This is a genomic window from Blautia sp. MSJ-9, from assembly GCF_018919065.1.
GTDB lineage: Bacteria > Bacillota > Clostridia > Lachnospirales > Lachnospiraceae > Blautia_A.
In genome coordinates this window covers 18,936-38,431 of the sequence record NZ_JAHLQG010000039.1, presented here as the reverse complement: position 1 = coordinate 38,431, position 19,496 = coordinate 18,936, and the positions used below count along the sequence as shown (strand labels likewise).

Below are 19,496 nucleotides of genomic sequence, written 5' to 3'. Positions count from 1 at the left end.
AATAAAATAATATCGAGTTAGAACACACTTACTTTATTTGCACTGACAATAGTCTGTTAATATACAAAAAAAATAAGAGTATCAAAAAAATAGTACGATTTTTTTGAATTTATTGACAATTTCCGAATAGAAAGGTATAGTAAAGATACTTGCAAAGAGGCATAACAAACAGGGTTGTGCCTCTTTTATTCCGTAACAGGAGTGAGCGTGTTTGAAAAATCATTCCCGCAATCTGCACGCCCCACTTTGCGGTATATTTTGCCCGAATTCGGTTGTCGTAGCCCGCTACGACGCCCTCATCCGAACAAAATCTCCCACAAATTGTGACGCACATCTTGCAGAAAGCCTTTTTCAAACATGCTCTAGAGCGTAGAAAGAATGGAGGAAAGAAGAATGAGAAAAGCATTAGCAATTGGACTTGCAGCAGTAATGGCAGTTTCTATGAGTGCACCCGTATTTGCCAGTGACGACAGCGAAGGTGGTGCAGGGATCGCGAAAGAAGATCTGAAGATTGGTGCAATCTATATCGGTGATGAGAATGAAGGCTATACTGCAGCTCATATGGCAGGAATCGACGAAATGGTAGAGAACCTTGGACTTGACGATTCACAGGTTATTGAGAAAACTCTGATCGGCGAAGATGAGGGATGTTACGATGCAGCAGCAGACCTTGCAGACCAGGGATGCCAGATTATTTTTGCAAACAGCTTCGGACATGAGACTTATATCCTCGAAGCAGCAGGAGAATATCCGGACGTACAGTTCTGTCATGCAACAGGAACTCAGGCAGCATCCAGCGGACTTTCCAATATGCATAACTACTTTACAAATATCTACGAAGCACGTTATGTATCTGGTGTGGTAGCTGGTCTGAAACTGAATGAGATGATCGCAGACGGCACAGTAAAAGAAGATGCATGCAAGATCGGTTATGTAGGTGCATTCCCATATGCAGAGGTTATTTCCGGTTATACTTCTTTCTACCTTGGTGCAAAGAGTGTATGCCCATCCGTAACAATGGAAGTGAAATATACAAACAGCTGGGCAAGCTTCGACCTTGAGAAAGAATGCGCAGATGCTCTGATCTCTGACGGATGTGTACTGATCAGCCAGCATGCAGATACAACAGGTGCTCCTACAGCTTGTGAAGCAGCAGGCGTTCCTTGTGTAGGTTATAACATTGATATGACATCTGTTGCTCCTAACACAGCACTTACTTCCGCATCTATGGACTGGGGTGTATATTACACATATGCAGTACAGTGCATGATCGATGGTACAACAATTGACACTGACTGGTGTAAAGGATTTGCAGAAGGCGCAGACAAGATCACACCTCTCAATGACAAAGTTGTAGCAGAAGGCACAGAAGATAAAGTAAAAGAAGTAGAAGATGCGCTCAGCGATGGTTCTCTTCATGTATTTGATACTTCTACATTTACAGTAGACGGCAAAGAACTTGATACATATGAGAAAGACGGACAGGAATATGTTTCTGACGGATATTTCCATGAATCAGAATATGGTTCAGCACCGGCATTTGATGTAGCAATCGATGGAATTACATCTATCACAGAATAAGCAATGAAACGGGCGGGGCTGCTTGTCGGCAGCCCTGCTTTTTTCATATCGTACGTGTATCATACGCGCAAAGGAAGTCTCCTGACGGGAGGTTTCTTTTGCTGTATTATGGAAGACTTTCGGCGTAATAACAGTTGCTCCATAATTCACAAGTATGAGCAGATGCATTAGCAGATGTAATTGCGTTCAGAGAAAAGGAGGGAATAATAGTGGGAGAAAACTACGCACTTGAACTTAGAGATATTTCCAAGCGGTTTGGTTCGGTCCAGGCAAATGACCATGTAAATCTCACACTGAGAAAATCAGAGATTCTTGCAATCCTGGGGGAAAACGGAAGCGGCAAGACTACTCTGATGAATATGATCTATGGAATTTATTATCCGGATGAAGGACATATTTTTGTAAATGGGAATGAAGTAACCATCCGCTCACCAAAAGATTCCTATGAACTGGGAATCGGTATGGTACATCAGCATTTTAAACTGGTAGATATACTGACAGCAGCAGAGAATATCATTCTGGGTCTTCCGGGCAAAGGAAAGCTGGATATGAAGAAGATTACAGAGGATATCCAGAAACTGGTAGATAAATATGGATTTGAACTGGATCTGTCACAGAAGATCTATGAAATGTCCGTATCCCAGAAACAGACCGTAGAGATCGTAAAGATGCTGTACCGCGGAGCAAGGATCCTGATCCTGGATGAGCCGACTGCAGTTCTGACACCTCAGGAAGCCGACCGTTTATTTGACATCCTGAGAAACATGCGCAAAGACGGATGTTCCATTATGATCATCACCCATAAACTGCAGGAGGTTTTGGCGTTGTCTGACCGTGTTGCAATCCTCAGAAAAGGTAAATACATAGATACCGTGGAAACTGCACAGGCAAATGTACAGAGTCTGTCAGAGATGATGGTAGGAAACAGAGTAGACCTGAACATTGACCGCCCGGAACTAAAAGATGTGAAGAAAAGACTGGTGGTCAAAGGCCTGAACTGCAAGAATAAAGATGATGTAAAAACACTGGATGATATTGACCTTGATGTTAATACAGGTGAAATCCTTGGTATTGCCGGTATTTCAGGAAGCGGCCAGAAAGAATTCCTGGAAGCCATCGCAGGCCTGCAGGAGATAGAGAGCGGTTCCATCAGCCTGCTGGACGACAACGGAAAAGGAATGGAACTTGCAGGAATGGATTCCATTTCCATTAATAAAGCAGGAATCAGTCTTGCCTTTGTACCGGAAGACCGTATCGGTATGGGACTTGTGGGTGACATGGATATGACAGATAATATGATGCTCAGAAGTTACCGCAACGGAAAAGGCCCGTTCCTGGATCGAAAAGGCCCGAAAGCTCTGGCTCTGAAAATCAAAGAGCAGCTTGAAGTTATGACCCCGAGTATTTCCGCACCTGTCCGTCAGATGTCTGGAGGAAATGTCCAGAAAGTTCTGGTAGGAAGAGAGATTGCCCAGAATCCGAAGGTGCTTCTGGTCGCATTCCCTACCCGAGGTGTGGATATCAATACTTCTCATGTAATCTACAAACTTCTGAATGAACAGAAGAAAAAGGGAGTTGCAGTAGTCTGCGTAATCGAGGATCTGGATGTCGTTCTCGAACTTTGTGACAGGATTGCAGTATTCTGCGGCGGAAAGATCAGCGGGATTGCAGACGGAAGAACTGCAACAAAAGAAGAAATCGGCCTTCTTATGACGAAACATGAAAAAGGAGGGACACAGGCATGAAGAAAGAACCTTTCTTACAGGTAAGTAAAAGAAGAAATAAAGCCGGATGGCAGGAGCGTCTTCTGATTCGTTTTATAGCTCTGATACTGGCACTGATCGTATGCGGTGCGGTGATCGTGGCACTGGTGAAGATGAATCCTGTTGATGTATACAAGGCAATCTGGGATGGCGCCATGGGCTCAGAACGCCGTCTCTGGCAGACAATACGAGATACCATGGTTCTGTTGTGCATCTCCATTGGTCTGGCACCTGCATTTAAAATGAAATTCTGGAACATTGGTGCTGAGGGACAGATCCTGATCGGTGGTGCATGTTCCGCAGCGGTTATGATCTACGCAGGAGACAAAATGCCGACAGGTCTGCTTCTGATTGTGATGTTTGTGGCGAGTGCAGTCGGCGGAATGATCTGGGGAATGATCCCTGCGGTCTTTAAGGCACGCTGGAATACCAATGAAACACTGTTTACTCTGATGCTGAACTACGTTGCCATGCAGGTGGTTACCTACTGCATCGTATTCTGGGAAAACCCAAAAGGATCTAATACAGTTGGTATTATCAATCAGGCAACAAAAGCCGGATGGCTCCCGGAACTGTTTGGTCAGAAATACGGCTGGAATGTAGTGATTGTTCTGATCCTGACAGTGGGAATGTTCATTTACCTGAAATACTGCAAACAGGGTTATGAGATCGCAGTTGTAGGCGAGAGTGAAAACACTGCCAGATACGCAGGTATCCAGGTAAGAAAAGTCATTGTCCGTACAATGGCAATCTCCGGTGCGATCTGCGGTATCGCAGGTTTCGTTATTGTCAGCGGTGCCAGCCATACAATTTCCACTGCAACTGCAGGCGGTCGTGGCTTTACTGCGATCATTGTTGCATGGCTTTCCAAGTTTAATACATTTATCATGGTTGCAGTTTCCTTTGGTATCGTGTTTATGGATCAGGGTGCTGTACAGATCGCAACACAGTATGGACTGAATGAGAATGCTTCCGATGTTCTTCTGGGAATTATCCTGTTTTTCCTCATCGGAGCGGAATTCTTTATTAACTACAGAGTAAAGCGTGCAAAGAAATAGGAGGTAGATGCAATGAGTGTACTGATCATTTTTATTCAAAAAGCAATTGTCCAGGGCATCTGTATTCTGTACGGTGCGCTTGGTGAAATTATGACAGAGAAATCCGGTAACCTGAACCTGGGTATTCCGGGAATTATGTATATGGGCGGTATTTCCGGTCTGATGGGAGCCTTCCTTTATGAAAAAGACAATCCGAATCCCAATGCCCTTGTAGGTGTTCTGATATCGTTCTTATGTGCATTTGCATGTGCAGCGATCGGCGGACTGATCTATAGTATCCTGACTATCACACTTCGTGTAAATCAGAATGTAACAGGTCTTGCGCTGACAATCTTTGGTACAGGTTTTGGTAACTTCTTCGGTGGTTCCATCTCCAAGCTTGCAGGCGGTGTTGGTCAGATTTCCGTAAAAGTAACAGGGAGTGCCTATACGGCAAAAATTCCGGGATTATCGAAGATTCCGGTTATTGGAGGAATTTTGTTTAACTATGGATTCCTGACATATCTCTGCATCATTGCAGCAGTTGTGTTATCCTATTTCCTCTTTAAAACAAGAGCGGGATTAAGCCTCCGTGCCATCGGTGAGAATCCGGGAACTGCAGATGCTGCAGGTATCAATGTTATCAAGTACAAATATCTGTCAACCTGTATCGGTGCTGGTCTGGCAGGACTTGGCGGACTTTATTTCGTAATGGAATATTCGGGCGGAACCTGGACAGACAATGGATTCGGAGACAGAGGATGGCTTGCAGTTGCACTGGTAATCTTCGCGCTTTGGAAACCACTGAATGCCATCTGGGGAGCATTTCTGTTTGGAGCTCTTTACATCCTGTATCTGTATATTCCGGGACTTGGCCGAAGCATGCAGGAAGTATTTAAGGCACTGCCATATGTGGTAACCATTATCGTACTTGTATTTACAAGCTTCCGAAAGAAGAAAGAACATCAGCCGCCGGCTGCGCTGGGACTTCCGTATTTCAGGGAAGAAAGATGATAAAATCTGATAATAAAAATCAGAGATTGCTGTTGATTCCAGAGTAAAATAGTATTATAATATCAGAAGCTATATAAAGCTGAGCAGAAAGTGCCATATGCGGATGTTGTGCAGAATGAATGCAGGGCAGAAAATATGGAAACGATAAATGCTGAGTAAAATTAAGGAGGAAATTTACAATGGCTAAAGTATCAAAAGATATGCTGATCGGTCAGCTTCTTCAGATTGACGCAAATATCGCACCAATTCTTATGAGAGCAGGAATGCATTGCCTTGGATGCCCATCTTCTCAGATGGAATCTCTGGAAGAGGCTGCTATGGTTCACGGACTGGACGCAGACGTTCTTGTTAACCAGATCAACGATTTTCTTGGTGAATAATCAGTCAGCACAAAACTGACATATAAATGGGAGGTTCTGAATATATCGGAACCTCCCATTTTTGGCTGCTGAAGCGTTCTCCATAGATTTGAAGTTCTGAAGACAGAATTTACTCCTTTTAAATATAAAAAGAGCATTTCTGCTCTTTTGGTATTACAGAAATGCTCATTGTGATTATAATTGTACCAGCTGCTGCAGTGCAGAAACTGAGATCAGTTCACCGTGCTCTTTCAGATAAGCTTCACCGGAAACAGTGAATGCCTTTCCGCGACCATATTCGGTGAGAATATTGCATACTTTATTAAATTCTTCAGGTGAGAGAGAAGACTGGTGGATGACCAGTTTGTAAATTTCATCAGCAGGATCTTTGTACAGAGTATTGGAACCTGCAAAATAACCATTCAGTCCATGAGCTGCATCGATCACATCGTCCAGTGTTTCAAATTCGTAAAGCCGGATAAGATTTACATCAGGAACCTGAGTTGTATTATCCTTATCTGCCGGAGCAGTAGTTCTGGAAGAGGTTTTCTCTTTAGCCTGTGCACTCTTTACTTTAGCTTCATAAAGCTTCTGGAAAATATCGATGATATTGTCTGCGCCGTCAAGCTGGACAGTGTCTGTCTTCTCATTACCCTTAAACGGAGCGAATTTGGAGAAGCGTGTGTCGAGTTCTTCCGGATCCTCTACTTTTGTGATGATCAGGATGATGCTCTCAGTGCTGACCGGAATCGCTTCAATCATTAATGGGATATTATCTGCTTCAAAACCAAACTGTATCTGGGCCTGCTGCATCATATCGCGGAAAAGTTTCTTGGCTTTATCTGTGCCATATGCTAATTCACTGATACGGATCTGATGACTTTCAAGATCTTCTCTTGTCAAAGTGCAGCGTATCTGGTTGTCGTTGATTTTTTCTATTTTCATGTTGTCACATCCTATCTAAATAACGTTGCAGAATTGCCGGATTATTAAAATCCTTCTGCTGTATAATATGTGCTGCAGAAAGCTTTTCTGCAAATATAATTTTATACACTATATTATATAACAGGAAACTGCAAAATGTAAAGATAAGGAATCTTCCTAAATATTAAATTTTTGGAAACAAAAACGAAAAAAACACATAAATGAATAAAAGTCCTTGCATCAAAACAGAAAACAGGTATAATAATAGGCAGAAGAAGCAATGGACCTGCGGTTCCTATAAGAGAGTCAGAACATTAACCTATAAGATTATTTTTTCTAAACCTTGCTGTCGATCATTCATGCGGCGTTCCTGCCGTGGCAGTACACAGGTAAATTTCCCAGGATAAATAAGTACAGCAGGGATATTGTTTTTTCAACAGCCGATAAGGTGCTTTCTAAAATCATGATTTTTCAGAGAAAGGAGGTAAGCTTACGGAAAATATATCACGTGCAAAAAAGAAAGCCCTGCGTAAACCACTGGAAAATGAACTTAAAAGTTACTGTGATCAGGGGATTTCCCTGTATCTCGACGGTATGATCAGTAACCCAAAATCAATTGCAAAAGCCTGTCAGATTGCAGAGGGCGGTGGTTATATGCGGGATTACGTGGAGGATGAAAAAGGACGAATCGCTCGTGTAGATTTCGATTTCGTCAAAGAGAAATAACAAAAGAAAATAGCAGAAAGCACAAAAGATAAAGGCTGCCTGAAAAAAGTTATGGTACAGTCCCCCGATGTTCATAATGTCTCTGCATAGTTCCTGTTTACACACCACTATTCTGTGAAGTGTATTACATGAGAACGAAGTAAACAGGAAACATTCAGGCAGCATGCCTTGAAATAAAAAATTTATCCTGCAAGATTGTTTCAAGAATCAGCTTGTCGGCACAATCTAAATATAAAAAAAATATGAAAAGCAATACAATTGTAATCATTTATGGTATACTTAGACCGAACGGCAACAATTTTACCGAAAGGAAGAATAATATGGACAAAAAGTATAAACCGATAGTTGCAGTTGTGGTTCTGGTCTTGCTGGTAGCTGTGATCGGAATTGTCAGCCATGTCGTAATGAAATATGTTCCTTCCACAGAGAAAATGGACTTAAATGAATATTACGGACAGGTGGCAGACGGGGAGATTGCACTGATTCTTGGAACAGAGAAGCTGGAAGACCGCGGTCTTATCGACGGAGACAGAGTTTATTTACCTCTGGATGTGGTAAATACATATCTGAATCAGAGATATTACTGGGATTCAGCAGATCAGAAAGTACTTTATGCCACACCTTCTGAACTTACTTCTGTATCGGCAGCTTCCGAAGCAGGTGATCAGGTATGGCTGAAAGATGGTACCGTATATCTGAATCTTTCCTATATACAGCAGTATACGGATATAGACGCATATATTTCTAAAGAACCATACAGGGTTTCCATTCAGTATAACTTCGATAATATTAAGACAGTAGAAGTCAAGAAGAATACAAGTATCCGTTACCGCGGAGGAATTAAGTCTAAAATCATTACTTCTGTAAAGAAGGGAACGCAGCTTCGTCTGATTGAGGAGTTGGACAACTGGGATCAGGTAGCGACAGATAATGGATATATTGGTTATATAGATAAGAAGAAAGTTGGAAAAGCTTCAGAGACAACTTTCGAGAGGAATTTTGAAGGAGAGCAGTATTCATATCTGACAATGGATGAGAAAGTCAATATGGTATGGCATCAGGTGACTTCCACAGATGCAAATGCATATTTTGCAGATGCAACTGCGAATATGACAGGTGTAAATGTAATTTCACCGACTTGGTTTTATCTGACAGATACATCCGGAAATATTGCAAGTATTGCCAGCGCAGATTATGTAGCTCAGGCACATGAAAAAGGACTTAAAGTATGGGGGCTCATTGACAACTTTACACAGGATGTGAGCACAACAGAAACTCTTTCCAGCACAGCGGCACGACAGAACATTATCAGTCAGCTGATCCAGGCTGCTACAGGCGTGGGAATGGATGGCATCAATGTGGACTTTGAATCTCTCAGTGAAGATGTGGGGATTCATTTTCTGGAATTCCTGAGAGAGCTTTCCATAGAGTGCCATAAGAACAATCTGGTTCTCTCTGTAGATAATCCGGTTCCGGAAGACTTTACCAGTCATTATGACCGTGCAGAGCAGGGCAGAGTTGTGGACTATGTAATTATTATGGGATATGATGAGCACTATGTAGGTTCCGATGCGGGTTCTGTGGCATCTCTTCCCTGGGTAGAGCAGGGTGTACAGGATACACTGGCAGAGGTTCCGGCAGAGCGTGTGATCAATGCAGTACCGTTTTATACCAGGCTTTGGAGAACAACTGGCGGAAATGTGACCAGTGAAGCCATTGGTATGGATCAGGCACAGCAGGTAATCGCTGAGAATAATGTAGAAACTTACTGGGATAAGACAACATCCCAGAATTATGGAACTTATGATATTGATAATTCGACCTATCAGATCTGGCTGGAAGATTCCCAGTCTATTGCAGAGAAAGTGAAGCTTGTGTCCAAATACAATCTTGCAGGAGTTTCTGCATGGAAGCTTGGATTCGAGAACAGCGGAATCTGGCAGGTAATTTCGGATAATCTGAACTAATCAATATAACAGAATATTATTTGTAACTATTCAGCAGTTCACTGTGAAGGTACTGAACAGTTACTATTGTTTTGAAAATGGAATAAACTAGAAATAACTGTGTGAGATTTTCATACAGGCTCTAAAAACACCTTCTGAGACATATATTAAGTATAGCAGTCCGGGGAAAGAGATATTTCCCGGGAACTATAAATATGTCCGGAGGTGTTTTTTATATGAATTATATGAAAAGGTATGGAATGGAGTTTCTGATGGCGTGTCTGTTGCTTGTGAGTTTCCTGATTCTGTCGAAGCAGGCGGCACAGGTAGCAGGAACAATGAGCACGGCAGACAATTCCAGAACAGTTCTGGTGGATGTGGGGCACGGCGGAGCTGATCCCGGGATGATAGGAGTGGGAGGGTTGGAGGAAAAAGGAATCAACCTGCAGATCGCAGTAAAGCTGAAGGCGATTCTTGAAGAAAAAGGATATACAGTGGTTATGACGCGCGAGGAGGATAAGGGCCTTTACGATGAGGACAGTAGAAACCAGAAAGCGCAGGATATGCAGCGAAGAATTGCTATAATCAAGGAATGCAGACCGGTATTATGTGTAAGTATTCATCAGAACAGTTATCAGGATTCTGAAGTTTATGGACCGCAGGTATTTTATTATGAAGATTCAGCGCAGGGCAAAGAACTGGCAGAACTGATCCAGAAAGAATTAAATACAGGACTGGAAGTGGCACGTCCGAGAGTGGCAAAAGGAAATAAAACGTATTATCTGTTGAAGAGAAGTGAAAGTGTGCTGAATATTGTGGAATGCGGTTTTCTGACTAATCCCAAAGAAGCAGAACTTCTTCAGACAGAAGAATATCAGAAAAAGGTGGCAGAAGCGGTAGCTAAGGGGATTGACGCATATCTGAAAGAATAAATGCGGTTTCAGAGTATGTATGTAGAAATATGGCGTAAACGACAATGGGGCAGAAATAATTCGGACGACAAAATGTTTAATTTATGTGAACATGCTTTTAATAAGTAGAGTTTTTTGCTATACTGATAGCGATTTAACAAAATCAGGTAAGCCCCCTGCTTCAATTGCGAAAAGCAATAGGCAGTGGGTGGGGACTTGCTTGTAGCAGGAGGAGTGCGAGCTCCTTCTGATAAACTGCGGAGCAGTTATTTGGTTATGAGCAAGTAGCGAAGCGGATGATTTTATCCGTTTGACAATATTTAAGGTAGAAAGAGCACAGGGAGAGATTATGCTTGGAATTATTTATCTGATCCTGGCAGGAATGTTAGGATATGAAGTGTCGAAGATGCTGACGGAAGAAAGGAGAAGTGTACCTGGCGTTAATCGGATCTGGCTGATACTTCCGGCTTCATTTGGTGCAGGAATCCTTTTATTGACATGGACAGTGTACATTATTTCCTGGTTTTTCAGTGTAGTTGGCAAAGTTACGAATCCATTGTTATACGGAAATGCGATTGCCATGACGGGGACAGCATTGCTTCTGATATTGACAGCAGTACGAAGCCATAAGAGGACAGCGGCGGGGAGCGAAGAAAGTAAGAAGATAAGAATCAAAACGACAGAGAAGCTGATAAGCAATAAAAAAACTTTTAAGAGAGAAGCGATTCTGTTTGGATTGCTGGCAGTGTTTATTACATATATGATGTTCTACGTCTTTTATATAAAAGACGGTATTCTATATTCCGGACTGACTGTATATGGAGATTATGCACCGCATACGGCAATGATGCGTTCTTTTTCCTTTGGAAATAATTTCCCCACACAGTATCCGCATTATGGCGGGGCAGATGTGAAATATCACTTTATGTTTCAGTTTCTGTCCGGAAATCTGGAATATCTTGGATTACGGATGGATTTCGCTTACAATATTGTAAGTGTTGCTTCGCTTCTAGGATTTCTCATGCTGCTGTATCAGCTTGCATTGAGGATTACGGGAAAAATGTGCGGTGGAGTGGTAACGCTTTTTCTGTTTTTCTTCAGAAGCGGAATGGCATTTTTCCGATTTGCATGGGAGCATATTCAGGCAGGTGATCTGCTGGAAACTTTAAGTGAAAATACGACTTTTATTGGATATACCGCCAATGAAAACTGGGGATTGTGGAATTTTAATGTTTATCTGAATCAGAGACATCTGGCGTTTGGACTTCTGCTGGTGACATTGGCATTGTATCTGTTTATGGATTGGCTGGAAGCAGGGACTGCCCATAAGGAAAAAGGTTTCCTCTGGATGAAGAATCGTATTTTTTCAAAAGAGGGCTGGAAGAGCAGAAATCTGGAGCAGGCGTTGCTTATGGGATTGTTTCTTGGCTTATGTGCATTCTGGAACGGAGCAGCAGTAATCGGCGGACTGCTGATCCTATGCGGATTTGCAGTTTTTTCGGACGGAAAAATTGATTATGCTGTTACAGCGGCTGTTACGATTTTCTTTTCCTGGCTTCAGACGAAGATTTTCATTTCAGGAAGTGCGATGAGTCCGCAGATTTATCTTGGATTTCTGGCAGAAGAGAAGACAGTCTTGGGAGTCATCAAGTATCTGTTCTGGATGAGCGGGATCTTTTTTCTTGGTCTGGCAGTGCTGGTGTGGTTTATGAGGAGACGGGAACGAACGATCCTGATGGGATTTCTTTTTCCAACGATCTTCGCATTTGTACTTTTAATGACACCGGATATTAATGTAAATCATAAATATATTATGATTTCTTATGCATTTCTGGCAATTTTCTGGGCATGGTCGGTATGCAGTCTGTGGAGCGGATCTCTCCGGTCTGACACAATGGAAATTGCAGTCATAGGTGCTGAAACAACAGGAGAGCAGAGAATAGATGCAAAGAAGTTAAATAAATCAGGTAAGTCTAAGGCATTAAGAATTACGGGAAAGATACTGGCTGTAGTATTAGCTTTATGTCTGAGTATAACCGGTATTTATGATTTTGTGGTAATCATAAAGGACAATGGATCGGGCAGACGTGTGACTGTAAATATGAACAGTGATCTGACGAAATGGCTGGCAGAGAATCTGGAGAAAAATGATTTGCTGCTGACTCCGGAGTACAGCATGAATGAAGTGACAATGTCTGGGGCGATGCTCTATTGCGGCTGGCCGTATTATGCATGGTCGGCAGGATACGACACGAACTACAGGGCAGCGCAGGCGGTGACTATTTATACCACAACGGACAGCGAAGAACTGAAAAACGTAGTGAAACAGGAGAAGATCACACATATCTTGTTCGAAGAAGGTTCTGAGTTTGAACAGCAGCAGTGTGTGGAGGATATGATTGCTGCCACGTATGAGAAAGTGTACGAGACAGAAGACGGACGGATACGGATTTATAAGACTTCTGAGTAATTCGGATGCTTATATTATGTTACAGGAAATTACTCTGTAATGTTCCTATAACAATAAAGCGTTCTGGGCAGAAATTTTTCTTGTATCTGATTTAGAATTGGATTGCAGATATTTGGTGAGTCAGGTAAGTGATAAGTTACAGAAACAGGGAAAGCGTGAGTAAAATTAAAATGAATAAGTGGTAAGAGGAGGAGATACGGATGAAAAAATGGGCACCGCGAGTGCTTCTTGCAGCAGTCCTCACAGGGCTGTCTGCATTTTTATTAAAAGGAGATGTCTGGACATTCTGGACCTGGTGGCTGCTGGCGTTCCTGATGGGAATGGTTGCCATGCCTGTAACAGGAAGATTGTTTGCAGGATTTGAAGACAAAGGCTGGATGTTCTCGAAAGTTCTGGCGATTACAGTGACAGGCTTTCTCACCTGGCTGCTTGTGTCAGTGAAGATTCTGTCTTTTACAGCTGTGACATGTATCGGGGTATCACTGGCGTGTGCGGTTGTATGTGGAGTTCTGTATCATATCCAGATGAAGAAGGGAATTGACTGCATTCCCAATGGAAAGGGAGAGCTGATCTACTGGGAAGAGATTTTGTTCTTTGCATTTTTCCTGATGTGGACTTATTTCGCAGGATTCCGTCCGCAGGCTTACGGAACTGAGAAGTTTATGGATTATGGGTTCATGGAAGCTATGATGCGAAGCACGACACTCCCGGCAAGAGATCTGTGGTATTCCGAAGGCACGATCAACTATTATTATGGCGGTCAGTATTTCGCAGTATTTCTTACGAAGCTGACGGGAAGTAAAGTGGAGCTTACTTATAATCTAATGCGTACTTTTGTGGCGGCATTTGCATTTATACTGCCGTTTTCACTGGTTCATCAGATGTCTGTGGACAGGCTTAAGGGAAGTCTGACAGGAAAGAAACGTTGTGTACCGGCTGTATCTGGGATTATTGCAGGACTTTCCGTATCAATTGCGGGAAATATGCATTATGTGGTTTACAGCAAGATCATTCCATGGATCCAGAAACTGCAGGGAAAAGAAGTGGACAGCTACTGGTTCCCGGATGCGACACGCTATATCGGTTACAATCCGGATGTGCCGGACAAGACGATCCATGAATTTCCGTGCTATTCTTTTGTATTGGGAGATCTTCATGCGCATGTAGTCAATGTGATGTTTGTGATGTTTCTGGTGGGACTTCTCTATGCCTGGATGCGAAGCGTGCGGATGAGAGAAGCAATGATCAGGAAGCCGGGACGAAAAGAGTTCTGGAAAAAACAGTTACTGATCCCGCATATCCTGCTGGCAGCAGTGATGATCGGCATGTTCCGGTTTACGAATTTCTGGGATTTTATTATTTATTTCGTGGTAACCGGTGGAGTGGTGCTGTTTACTAATATTGTGCAGTTTGATGGTAAGGTGAAGAAGATTCTGGCAGTGACTGTGGTTCAGGCAGTGGAGATCATTGTAATCTCCTATGTTGTTTCTCTGCCGTTTACTTTACAGTTTGACAGTATGTTTAAGGGCGTAGGAATCGCGCAGAATCATTCTATGATCCATCAGCTGTTGATCCTGTGGGGACTGCCGGTGGTTCTGACAGTTCCGCTGATCATCTGCATTATCTGGGAGAAGCTTTGCGGCGGTGCGAACAGAAGTCTATATAAACTGATGAAAGCGATTTCTGTACCGGATCTCTTTGCAATTATTATGGGACTCTGTGCCATCGGGCTGATCGCGATTCCGGAGTTTGTTTATGTGAGAGATATTTACGAGAATGGAAATGCCAGAGCGAATACCATGTTTAAGCTGACTTATCAGGCGTATATGTTGTTTGGGATGACGATGGGATATGGTATTTTCCGTATGCTGGTGACAGCGAAGAAGAAAGTGTTTAAGGTGGTGTCAGTGATCGGGCTGGTGCTGCTTTGCTGGACATTTGGATATTTCGGAAACAGTGTACATGCCTGGTTTGGCAAGGTATGGGATCCGTCCGAATATAAAGGACTGAATGCGACATCGTTCCTGTCAAATGATTTCGCGGAGGATGTAGCTGGTATTAAATGGCTGAAGAAGAAAGTGAAAGGTTCGCCGGTCGTACTTGAAGCGAATGGAGACAGCTATAGTGGATATGAACGTGTTTCCGCTATGACAGGGCTGCCGACTGTGCTGGGATGGTATGTGCATGAGTGGCTGTGGAGAGATGATACTGCGGATCTGAATGAGAAGAGTGCGGATATTGAGGATATTTATACCTCTTTGGATCAGGAGTATGTGAAGGAACTGCTGGAAGAGTATGATGTTTCTTATATTTTTGTCGGATCGAAGGAGAGGGAGAAATATGGGGATGCATTGAATGAGGATGTGCTGAAGGCGTTTGGTGAAGTGGTGTTCCAGGATGAGGAGTATAGTACTTATATTCTTAAAGTTAATAAGTAAGAGGGCGAAAAATGGCGGCAGTTTGTGTCGCCATTTTTTGCATTTTTGTAAAGAACGTCGGAGGTAATCTTTTGCAGTCAAGAGGGACGCGTAAAAAAATATTTCATTTCCTGTGCGGTTTCGGGCATTAAGATATTCTAAGCCGCCAAAAATCTGCTAAAGGCATGAGAAATCAGAGCCAAACTCGCCTACGGCTCAGACAGTGTCTCTGATTTCTCATAACGCAGATTTTGCCGGCTAAGAATATCTAAGTACCCTGCAAATGCACAGGAAATGAAATATTTTTTTACGCTGGTTATTGACTGGAATGGTTTTGGGGAAATAATTATCAGGTGAAAAAGTAAAATTTACAGATATGAATTACGATTGTATTATAATAATGTATGTGTAATATAAAAGAAAAATATGTTTCTACAGTGGAAAAATGAAAAGATGACACTGTATAAGTAGTAGGAGTAAATGAGGAGTGTGAATATTCACATGACAGAAAGGGAGAGTTTTGAAATGAGTAAACAAAGAATTCAGGTTAGACATTATAGCAAAAAAATGGTGATCATGATGTTGACAGGGGCGATTTGCTGTAGTTCATTTTTTTGTGAAGCTGCTTTTGCGAAAACCAGCAAAGTAAGGGTTTACGATGTGGAAAAAGGAACCACAAGCTTCACATCTTTTACATATTCGGATAGTAAGAAGGATGAATCACTGGCTCCGTCGGAGGGAACAGGAGCGATTTCATCTGCTTCTCAGAAGGCAGTTATTTTTCATCAGGCAGATGGGACTACGATAACAAGAAAAGCAGACAGTAATGGAAAAGTGACACTTCCTGCAATAAAGAACCAGATCGGATATACTTTTCTTGGATGGAGCACGAAGCCGGATCAGACTCATAATCCGCAGTATCAGGCGGGACAGGTGATACGGGTAAAGAAGAAAACTCATTTATATGCAGTTATGTATAACTGGAAACAGGAGCCGGATATGCAGGTCGGTAATCTGGCAGGTCAATTGTCGGAGTATTCCGGAGTTATTTTTGTGGGAGATTCCAGAACATATTTTTTGCAGAAGGCTCTTCTTCAGGAATATGGAAAGGATGCAGTTTCAAAAGTATCATTTGTGTGTAAGTCAGGAGAGGGCCTGAATTGGTTTGAAACAGCGGGGGAGAGACTGTTGGGAAGTGAAATTGCCCGTCTGCAGTCAGATTCAGATAAGCCTGTAGCAGTTATTTTTAATCTTGGTGTGAATGATCTTTCGAATCACAATTCCGGGAATGGGGTTGATTATAAAGGTGAGGTAAATGCATATCTTGCGTGTATGAACACTCTTGCAGAGGAACTTGAAAGTAACTGCAGATTGTTTTATATGTCTGTAAACCCGGTAAATACAGCAATGAAACCAACCCGAAAAGAAGCACAGTTACGTTATTTTAATGACAGATTACAGAGTGGATTAAATAACGGATTTCAATGGATAGATACCTATAAGTATCTGATGGAAAACGGTTACAGTACATACAATGAATTTAAGGGAAATATAGATGATGGCGTTCACTATTCTACACGTACCTATAAAAGAATTTATAAATATTGTATGAATGCGATCAGAAGTTAGAAAAACAGTGGTAAGCATGGATTATGAAGTCCATGGTTACCACTGTTTTTACGTTACAGTCTGGATACATTCGTGCTTAACATTAGAAAGTTCAAAAATATAATCAATTGGAATTCCGAGTAATTTACGTAATTCTTTAATACGGTTCATTTTTAGTCTTTCTGGTCAATATTATACAAGTTATAGTTGTATAAAACAGAAGTTGGTAATATGCTTTTTATAAGTTAATTTAAGTTGAAAGGATTGAGAAAATGCAGTATTATACACTATAAAAAGAAGTACAAATATATATGGAAATAGAATATTTGGATTTACTTTTTGTATTGATATCTATAAATTGAAAATATAGATGACTTACAAAAATGAAGAAAATTAAATGTTACTGTTCACACGTTACTGTGAACGGAGTGAACAGTAACAATTAAATAGCATAGATTTCACCGAATCAAGCAATTATTCGGTTATGAACAAGTAGCGGAGCGGATTGAGAATATCCGTTTGATTGGAGAAAATGGTTATGCAGGTTATTATATGTGATGATGAATTTAGTACATGTGTACAACTGGAAAATTATATTGAAAAATATTCTCAGGAGCATTTTATAAAAGCAGATATAGATGTGTTTTATGATGGTGAATCGTTATGTGAATATCTGAAAAGTTCATCTTCTGTAGATTTATTGTTTTTGGATATTGAATTACCGAAATGTAATGGTGTAGAGGTTGGAAAATATATAAGAGAAAAATTGGAAAATGAAGAAACTGAGATTATTTATATATCATCTAAGACAAATTATGCTATGAAACTTTTTCAATGCAGACCGATGGATTTTCTTGTAAAACCCATTACTTTTCCAATGGTAGAGAGAACTTTAGGTATAGTGATGAAGAGAAAACTTGTGAACAGAAAAAAAATAACGGTTAAGATAGACAGAGAAAATCGTGTTTTTTTTATAAAAGATATTTTATATTTCAGAAGTGAGAACAAGACTGTTTATATGGTCATGCAGTCAGGAGAAACATTTAAATTTTCTGCTAAATTGGATGATATAGAATCTGAGATTTCAAATAAAATGTTTTTAAGAATACATAAATCATATCTGATTAATCACGTTTATGTACAATGTTACGGAACTGATTGGGTTAAGATGATAAATGGTGATATAGTCAGTATATCGAAGCCATATAGGGGAAGTGTAAAGCAAAAACTGATGCAGTTAGAACTGGGATAGAAAAAGATTATAAAATGGGAGGAAAAATGCAGGAAATTATACTTGGGGTAATGGCGAATATTTTGAGAACATATGCCATTTACCGCTTTATGGAAGTGATGAATCCTTTAAAAACAGTTTCGCGACGTTTGAAGATATTGATGTATTCTGGTTTTGTAGTCCTCACAAGTGGGGGATATTATCTGTTTCATAATCAGATAATTAATATTATGACAAATTTGACGGGATTAATGTTGATACTTTTAATATATAAGGAAAGCTTAGAAAAAAAAATAGTATTTGCTATTGGAATTTATTCGATTAATGTAGTGATTGAAAGCTTGGTTTTTTCTGCAACCGGGTTATATAAAGATTATGATGAAATGACTCGTTCCATAAAAGAATGCATCACCAGTTTGGGAATATATTTTTGTGTGTTTCTGTTAGAGAGAACTTGTTTTAAGAAAGAACGACAGTTTCCAATAAGGACATCTCTCTGGATTATGATGTTATCTGTACCAGCATTTAGTATAATAGAAGTATTTTGTATGTGGCAGGCAAATTATAATAATAAGCGACTTATTAGTATGGAAATTATTGGTATTTTGATCACTAATATTGCAATATTTTATCTGTATGATGCACTACAGGATTATTATGAACAGAAATCAGAGAAAGAAAAATTTCATTCTTTAATGGAAGGTTACAGGAATCAAATTGAAGTTATGCAGGAATCATGGAGAAAGATTAGAAGTTTGAGACATGATTTGAAACATCATATCTTTGAATTGAAATATCTGGCAGCACACGAAGATATAAATAAAATTCTGATATATCTGGATAATATGGAGAAGCAGATAGTAAATGAGGACGAATATATATGTTCTGGTATTAGTGAGGTAGACAGTACATTGAATTACTTATTGCATTATGCGAGGCAAAATCTAGATGATGTGCGAGCGAAAGTAGCATTACCTGAAGAATTAGATATTCATGGATTTACATTGAATGTAATATTGGGAAATTTGCTTGATAATGCGATTCATGCGGCAAAACAGTCCGAAAAAAAGTATCTGAGTATATTTATACGGGAAAAACAGGGGATATTGTATATACAAGTAGAAAATAGTTACAGTGGTGTTTTGCGAATGGAAAAAAACAAACTATTATCAACCAAAGAAAATGTGGATAGACACGGAATTGGATTAGGCAATGTGGAAAAAATTGTAAAAGAGAAAGAAGGAGATATAAATATAAACTGGGATGGAGAAATATTTTGTGTGAAAGTAATGTTATTGGTAGAAAAGCTGAAATCTGCTGAAATTATATAATGAAATAACAAAAACAGATGGTAAAAGCCATCTGTTTTTTGCGTATGACGGGCATACCGTCAGTCTGTGGTGAAAGTCCACTTACTTACTCGACTGAGAGGGGAGAAAAAAATTTCCCCTACTCGATTATTATAGATTAGTTTCGCCAAATTTAGGGCTATTTTCGCCATGTTCTAAA

Annotated in this window: 15 protein-coding genes and 1 pseudogene; 14 read left to right on the top strand and 2 right to left on the bottom strand. The window is 40.7% G+C overall.

The features are described 5' to 3' along the window. Positions 1–109: 109 nt before the first annotated feature. Positions 110–295 (bottom strand): annotated as a pseudogene (locus KQI87_RS17250) (DUF6783 domain-containing protein); the annotation flags it as partial. On the opposite strand from KQI87_RS17250, the gene KQI87_RS17245 reads away from it, so the two are divergent. From KQI87_RS17245 to KQI87_RS10875, 6 genes are all read left to right on the top strand, one after another. Beyond that, complete coding sequence (locus tag KQI87_RS17245; RefSeq protein WP_334300735.1) at positions 233–373, top strand: DUF6783 domain-containing protein; 141 nt, start codon at positions 233–235, stop codon at positions 371–373. The pseudogene KQI87_RS17250 and the gene KQI87_RS17245 overlap by 63 nt on opposite strands. Before the next feature lie 56 nt (positions 374–429). Next, positions 430–1,581, top strand: a complete 1,152-nt coding sequence (locus KQI87_RS10895; protein WP_442860615.1) for a BMP family ABC transporter substrate-binding protein — start codon at positions 430–432, stop codon at positions 1,579–1,581. A 209-nt stretch (positions 1,582–1,790) separates the two neighbouring features. Then, positions 1,791–3,326 (top strand): ABC transporter ATP-binding protein, encoded by a 1,536-nt coding sequence (locus KQI87_RS10890; protein WP_216460173.1) that lies wholly within the window; start codon positions 1,791–1,793, stop codon positions 3,324–3,326. Next, positions 3,323–4,402, top strand: coding sequence for an ABC transporter permease (locus tag KQI87_RS10885; RefSeq protein WP_216460172.1), 1,080 nt, complete (start codon positions 3,323–3,325; stop codon positions 4,400–4,402). Before KQI87_RS10890 ends, KQI87_RS10885 begins: the two co-directional genes overlap by 4 nt. Positions 4,403–4,414: 12 nt before the next feature. After that, the gene (locus KQI87_RS10880; RefSeq protein WP_216460171.1) at positions 4,415–5,395 is read left to right on the top strand and encodes an ABC transporter permease; all 981 of its coding nucleotides are present in this window, start codon (positions 4,415–4,417) and stop codon (positions 5,393–5,395) included. Positions 5,396–5,574: 179 nt separating this feature from the next. Continuing rightward, positions 5,575–5,775 carry a DUF1858 domain-containing protein gene (locus KQI87_RS10875; protein ID WP_216460170.1) on the top strand — a complete coding sequence of 67 codons (201 nt, stop codon included), beginning with the start codon at positions 5,575–5,577 and terminating at the stop codon, positions 5,773–5,775. 174 nt (positions 5,776–5,949) lie between these two features. On the opposite strand, the gene KQI87_RS10870 is transcribed toward KQI87_RS10875, so the two are convergent. Further along, positions 5,950–6,699 (bottom strand): adaptor protein MecA, encoded by a 750-nt coding sequence (locus KQI87_RS10870; RefSeq protein ID WP_216460169.1) that lies wholly within the window; start codon positions 6,697–6,699, stop codon positions 5,950–5,952. Positions 6,700–7,272: 573 nt separating this feature from the next. Here KQI87_RS10870 and KQI87_RS16835 point away from each other — a divergent pair. From KQI87_RS16835 to KQI87_RS10830, 8 genes are all read left to right on the top strand, one after another. After that, positions 7,273–7,404 (top strand): hypothetical protein, encoded by a 132-nt coding sequence (locus KQI87_RS16835; protein WP_256444823.1) that lies wholly within the window; start codon positions 7,273–7,275, stop codon positions 7,402–7,404. 320 nt (positions 7,405–7,724) lie between these two features. Further along, complete coding sequence (locus KQI87_RS10860) at positions 7,725–9,371, top strand: glycosyl hydrolase family 18 protein (RefSeq protein WP_216460168.1); 1,647 nt, start codon at positions 7,725–7,727, stop codon at positions 9,369–9,371. 215 nt (positions 9,372–9,586) lie between these two features. Beyond that, complete coding sequence (locus tag KQI87_RS10855) at positions 9,587–10,282, top strand: N-acetylmuramoyl-L-alanine amidase (protein WP_320813757.1); 696 nt, start codon at positions 9,587–9,589, stop codon at positions 10,280–10,282. A gap of 289 nt (positions 10,283–10,571) precedes the next feature. Beyond that, a complete protein-coding gene (locus KQI87_RS10850) occupies positions 10,572–12,731 on the top strand; it encodes a hypothetical protein (protein WP_330655789.1) in 2,160 nt (719 codons plus the stop codon). A 200-nt stretch (positions 12,732–12,931) separates the two neighbouring features. Beyond that, positions 12,932–15,169 (top strand): DUF2298 domain-containing protein, encoded by a 2,238-nt coding sequence (locus KQI87_RS10845; RefSeq protein WP_216460167.1) that lies wholly within the window; start codon positions 12,932–12,934, stop codon positions 15,167–15,169. Positions 15,170–15,673: 504 nt separating this feature from the next. Beyond that, the gene (locus tag KQI87_RS10840; RefSeq protein ID WP_216460166.1) at positions 15,674–16,777 is read left to right on the top strand and encodes an InlB B-repeat-containing protein; all 1,104 of its coding nucleotides are present in this window, start codon (positions 15,674–15,676) and stop codon (positions 16,775–16,777) included. A 517-nt stretch (positions 16,778–17,294) separates the two neighbouring features. Continuing rightward, positions 17,295–18,008 (top strand): LytR/AlgR family response regulator transcription factor, encoded by a 714-nt coding sequence (locus tag KQI87_RS10835; RefSeq protein WP_216460165.1) that lies wholly within the window; start codon positions 17,295–17,297, stop codon positions 18,006–18,008. Positions 18,009–18,034: 26 nt separating this feature from the next. After that, a complete protein-coding gene (locus tag KQI87_RS10830; RefSeq protein WP_216460164.1) occupies positions 18,035–19,318 on the top strand; it encodes a sensor histidine kinase in 1,284 nt (427 codons plus the stop codon). Positions 19,319–19,496: the final 178 nt, after the last annotated feature.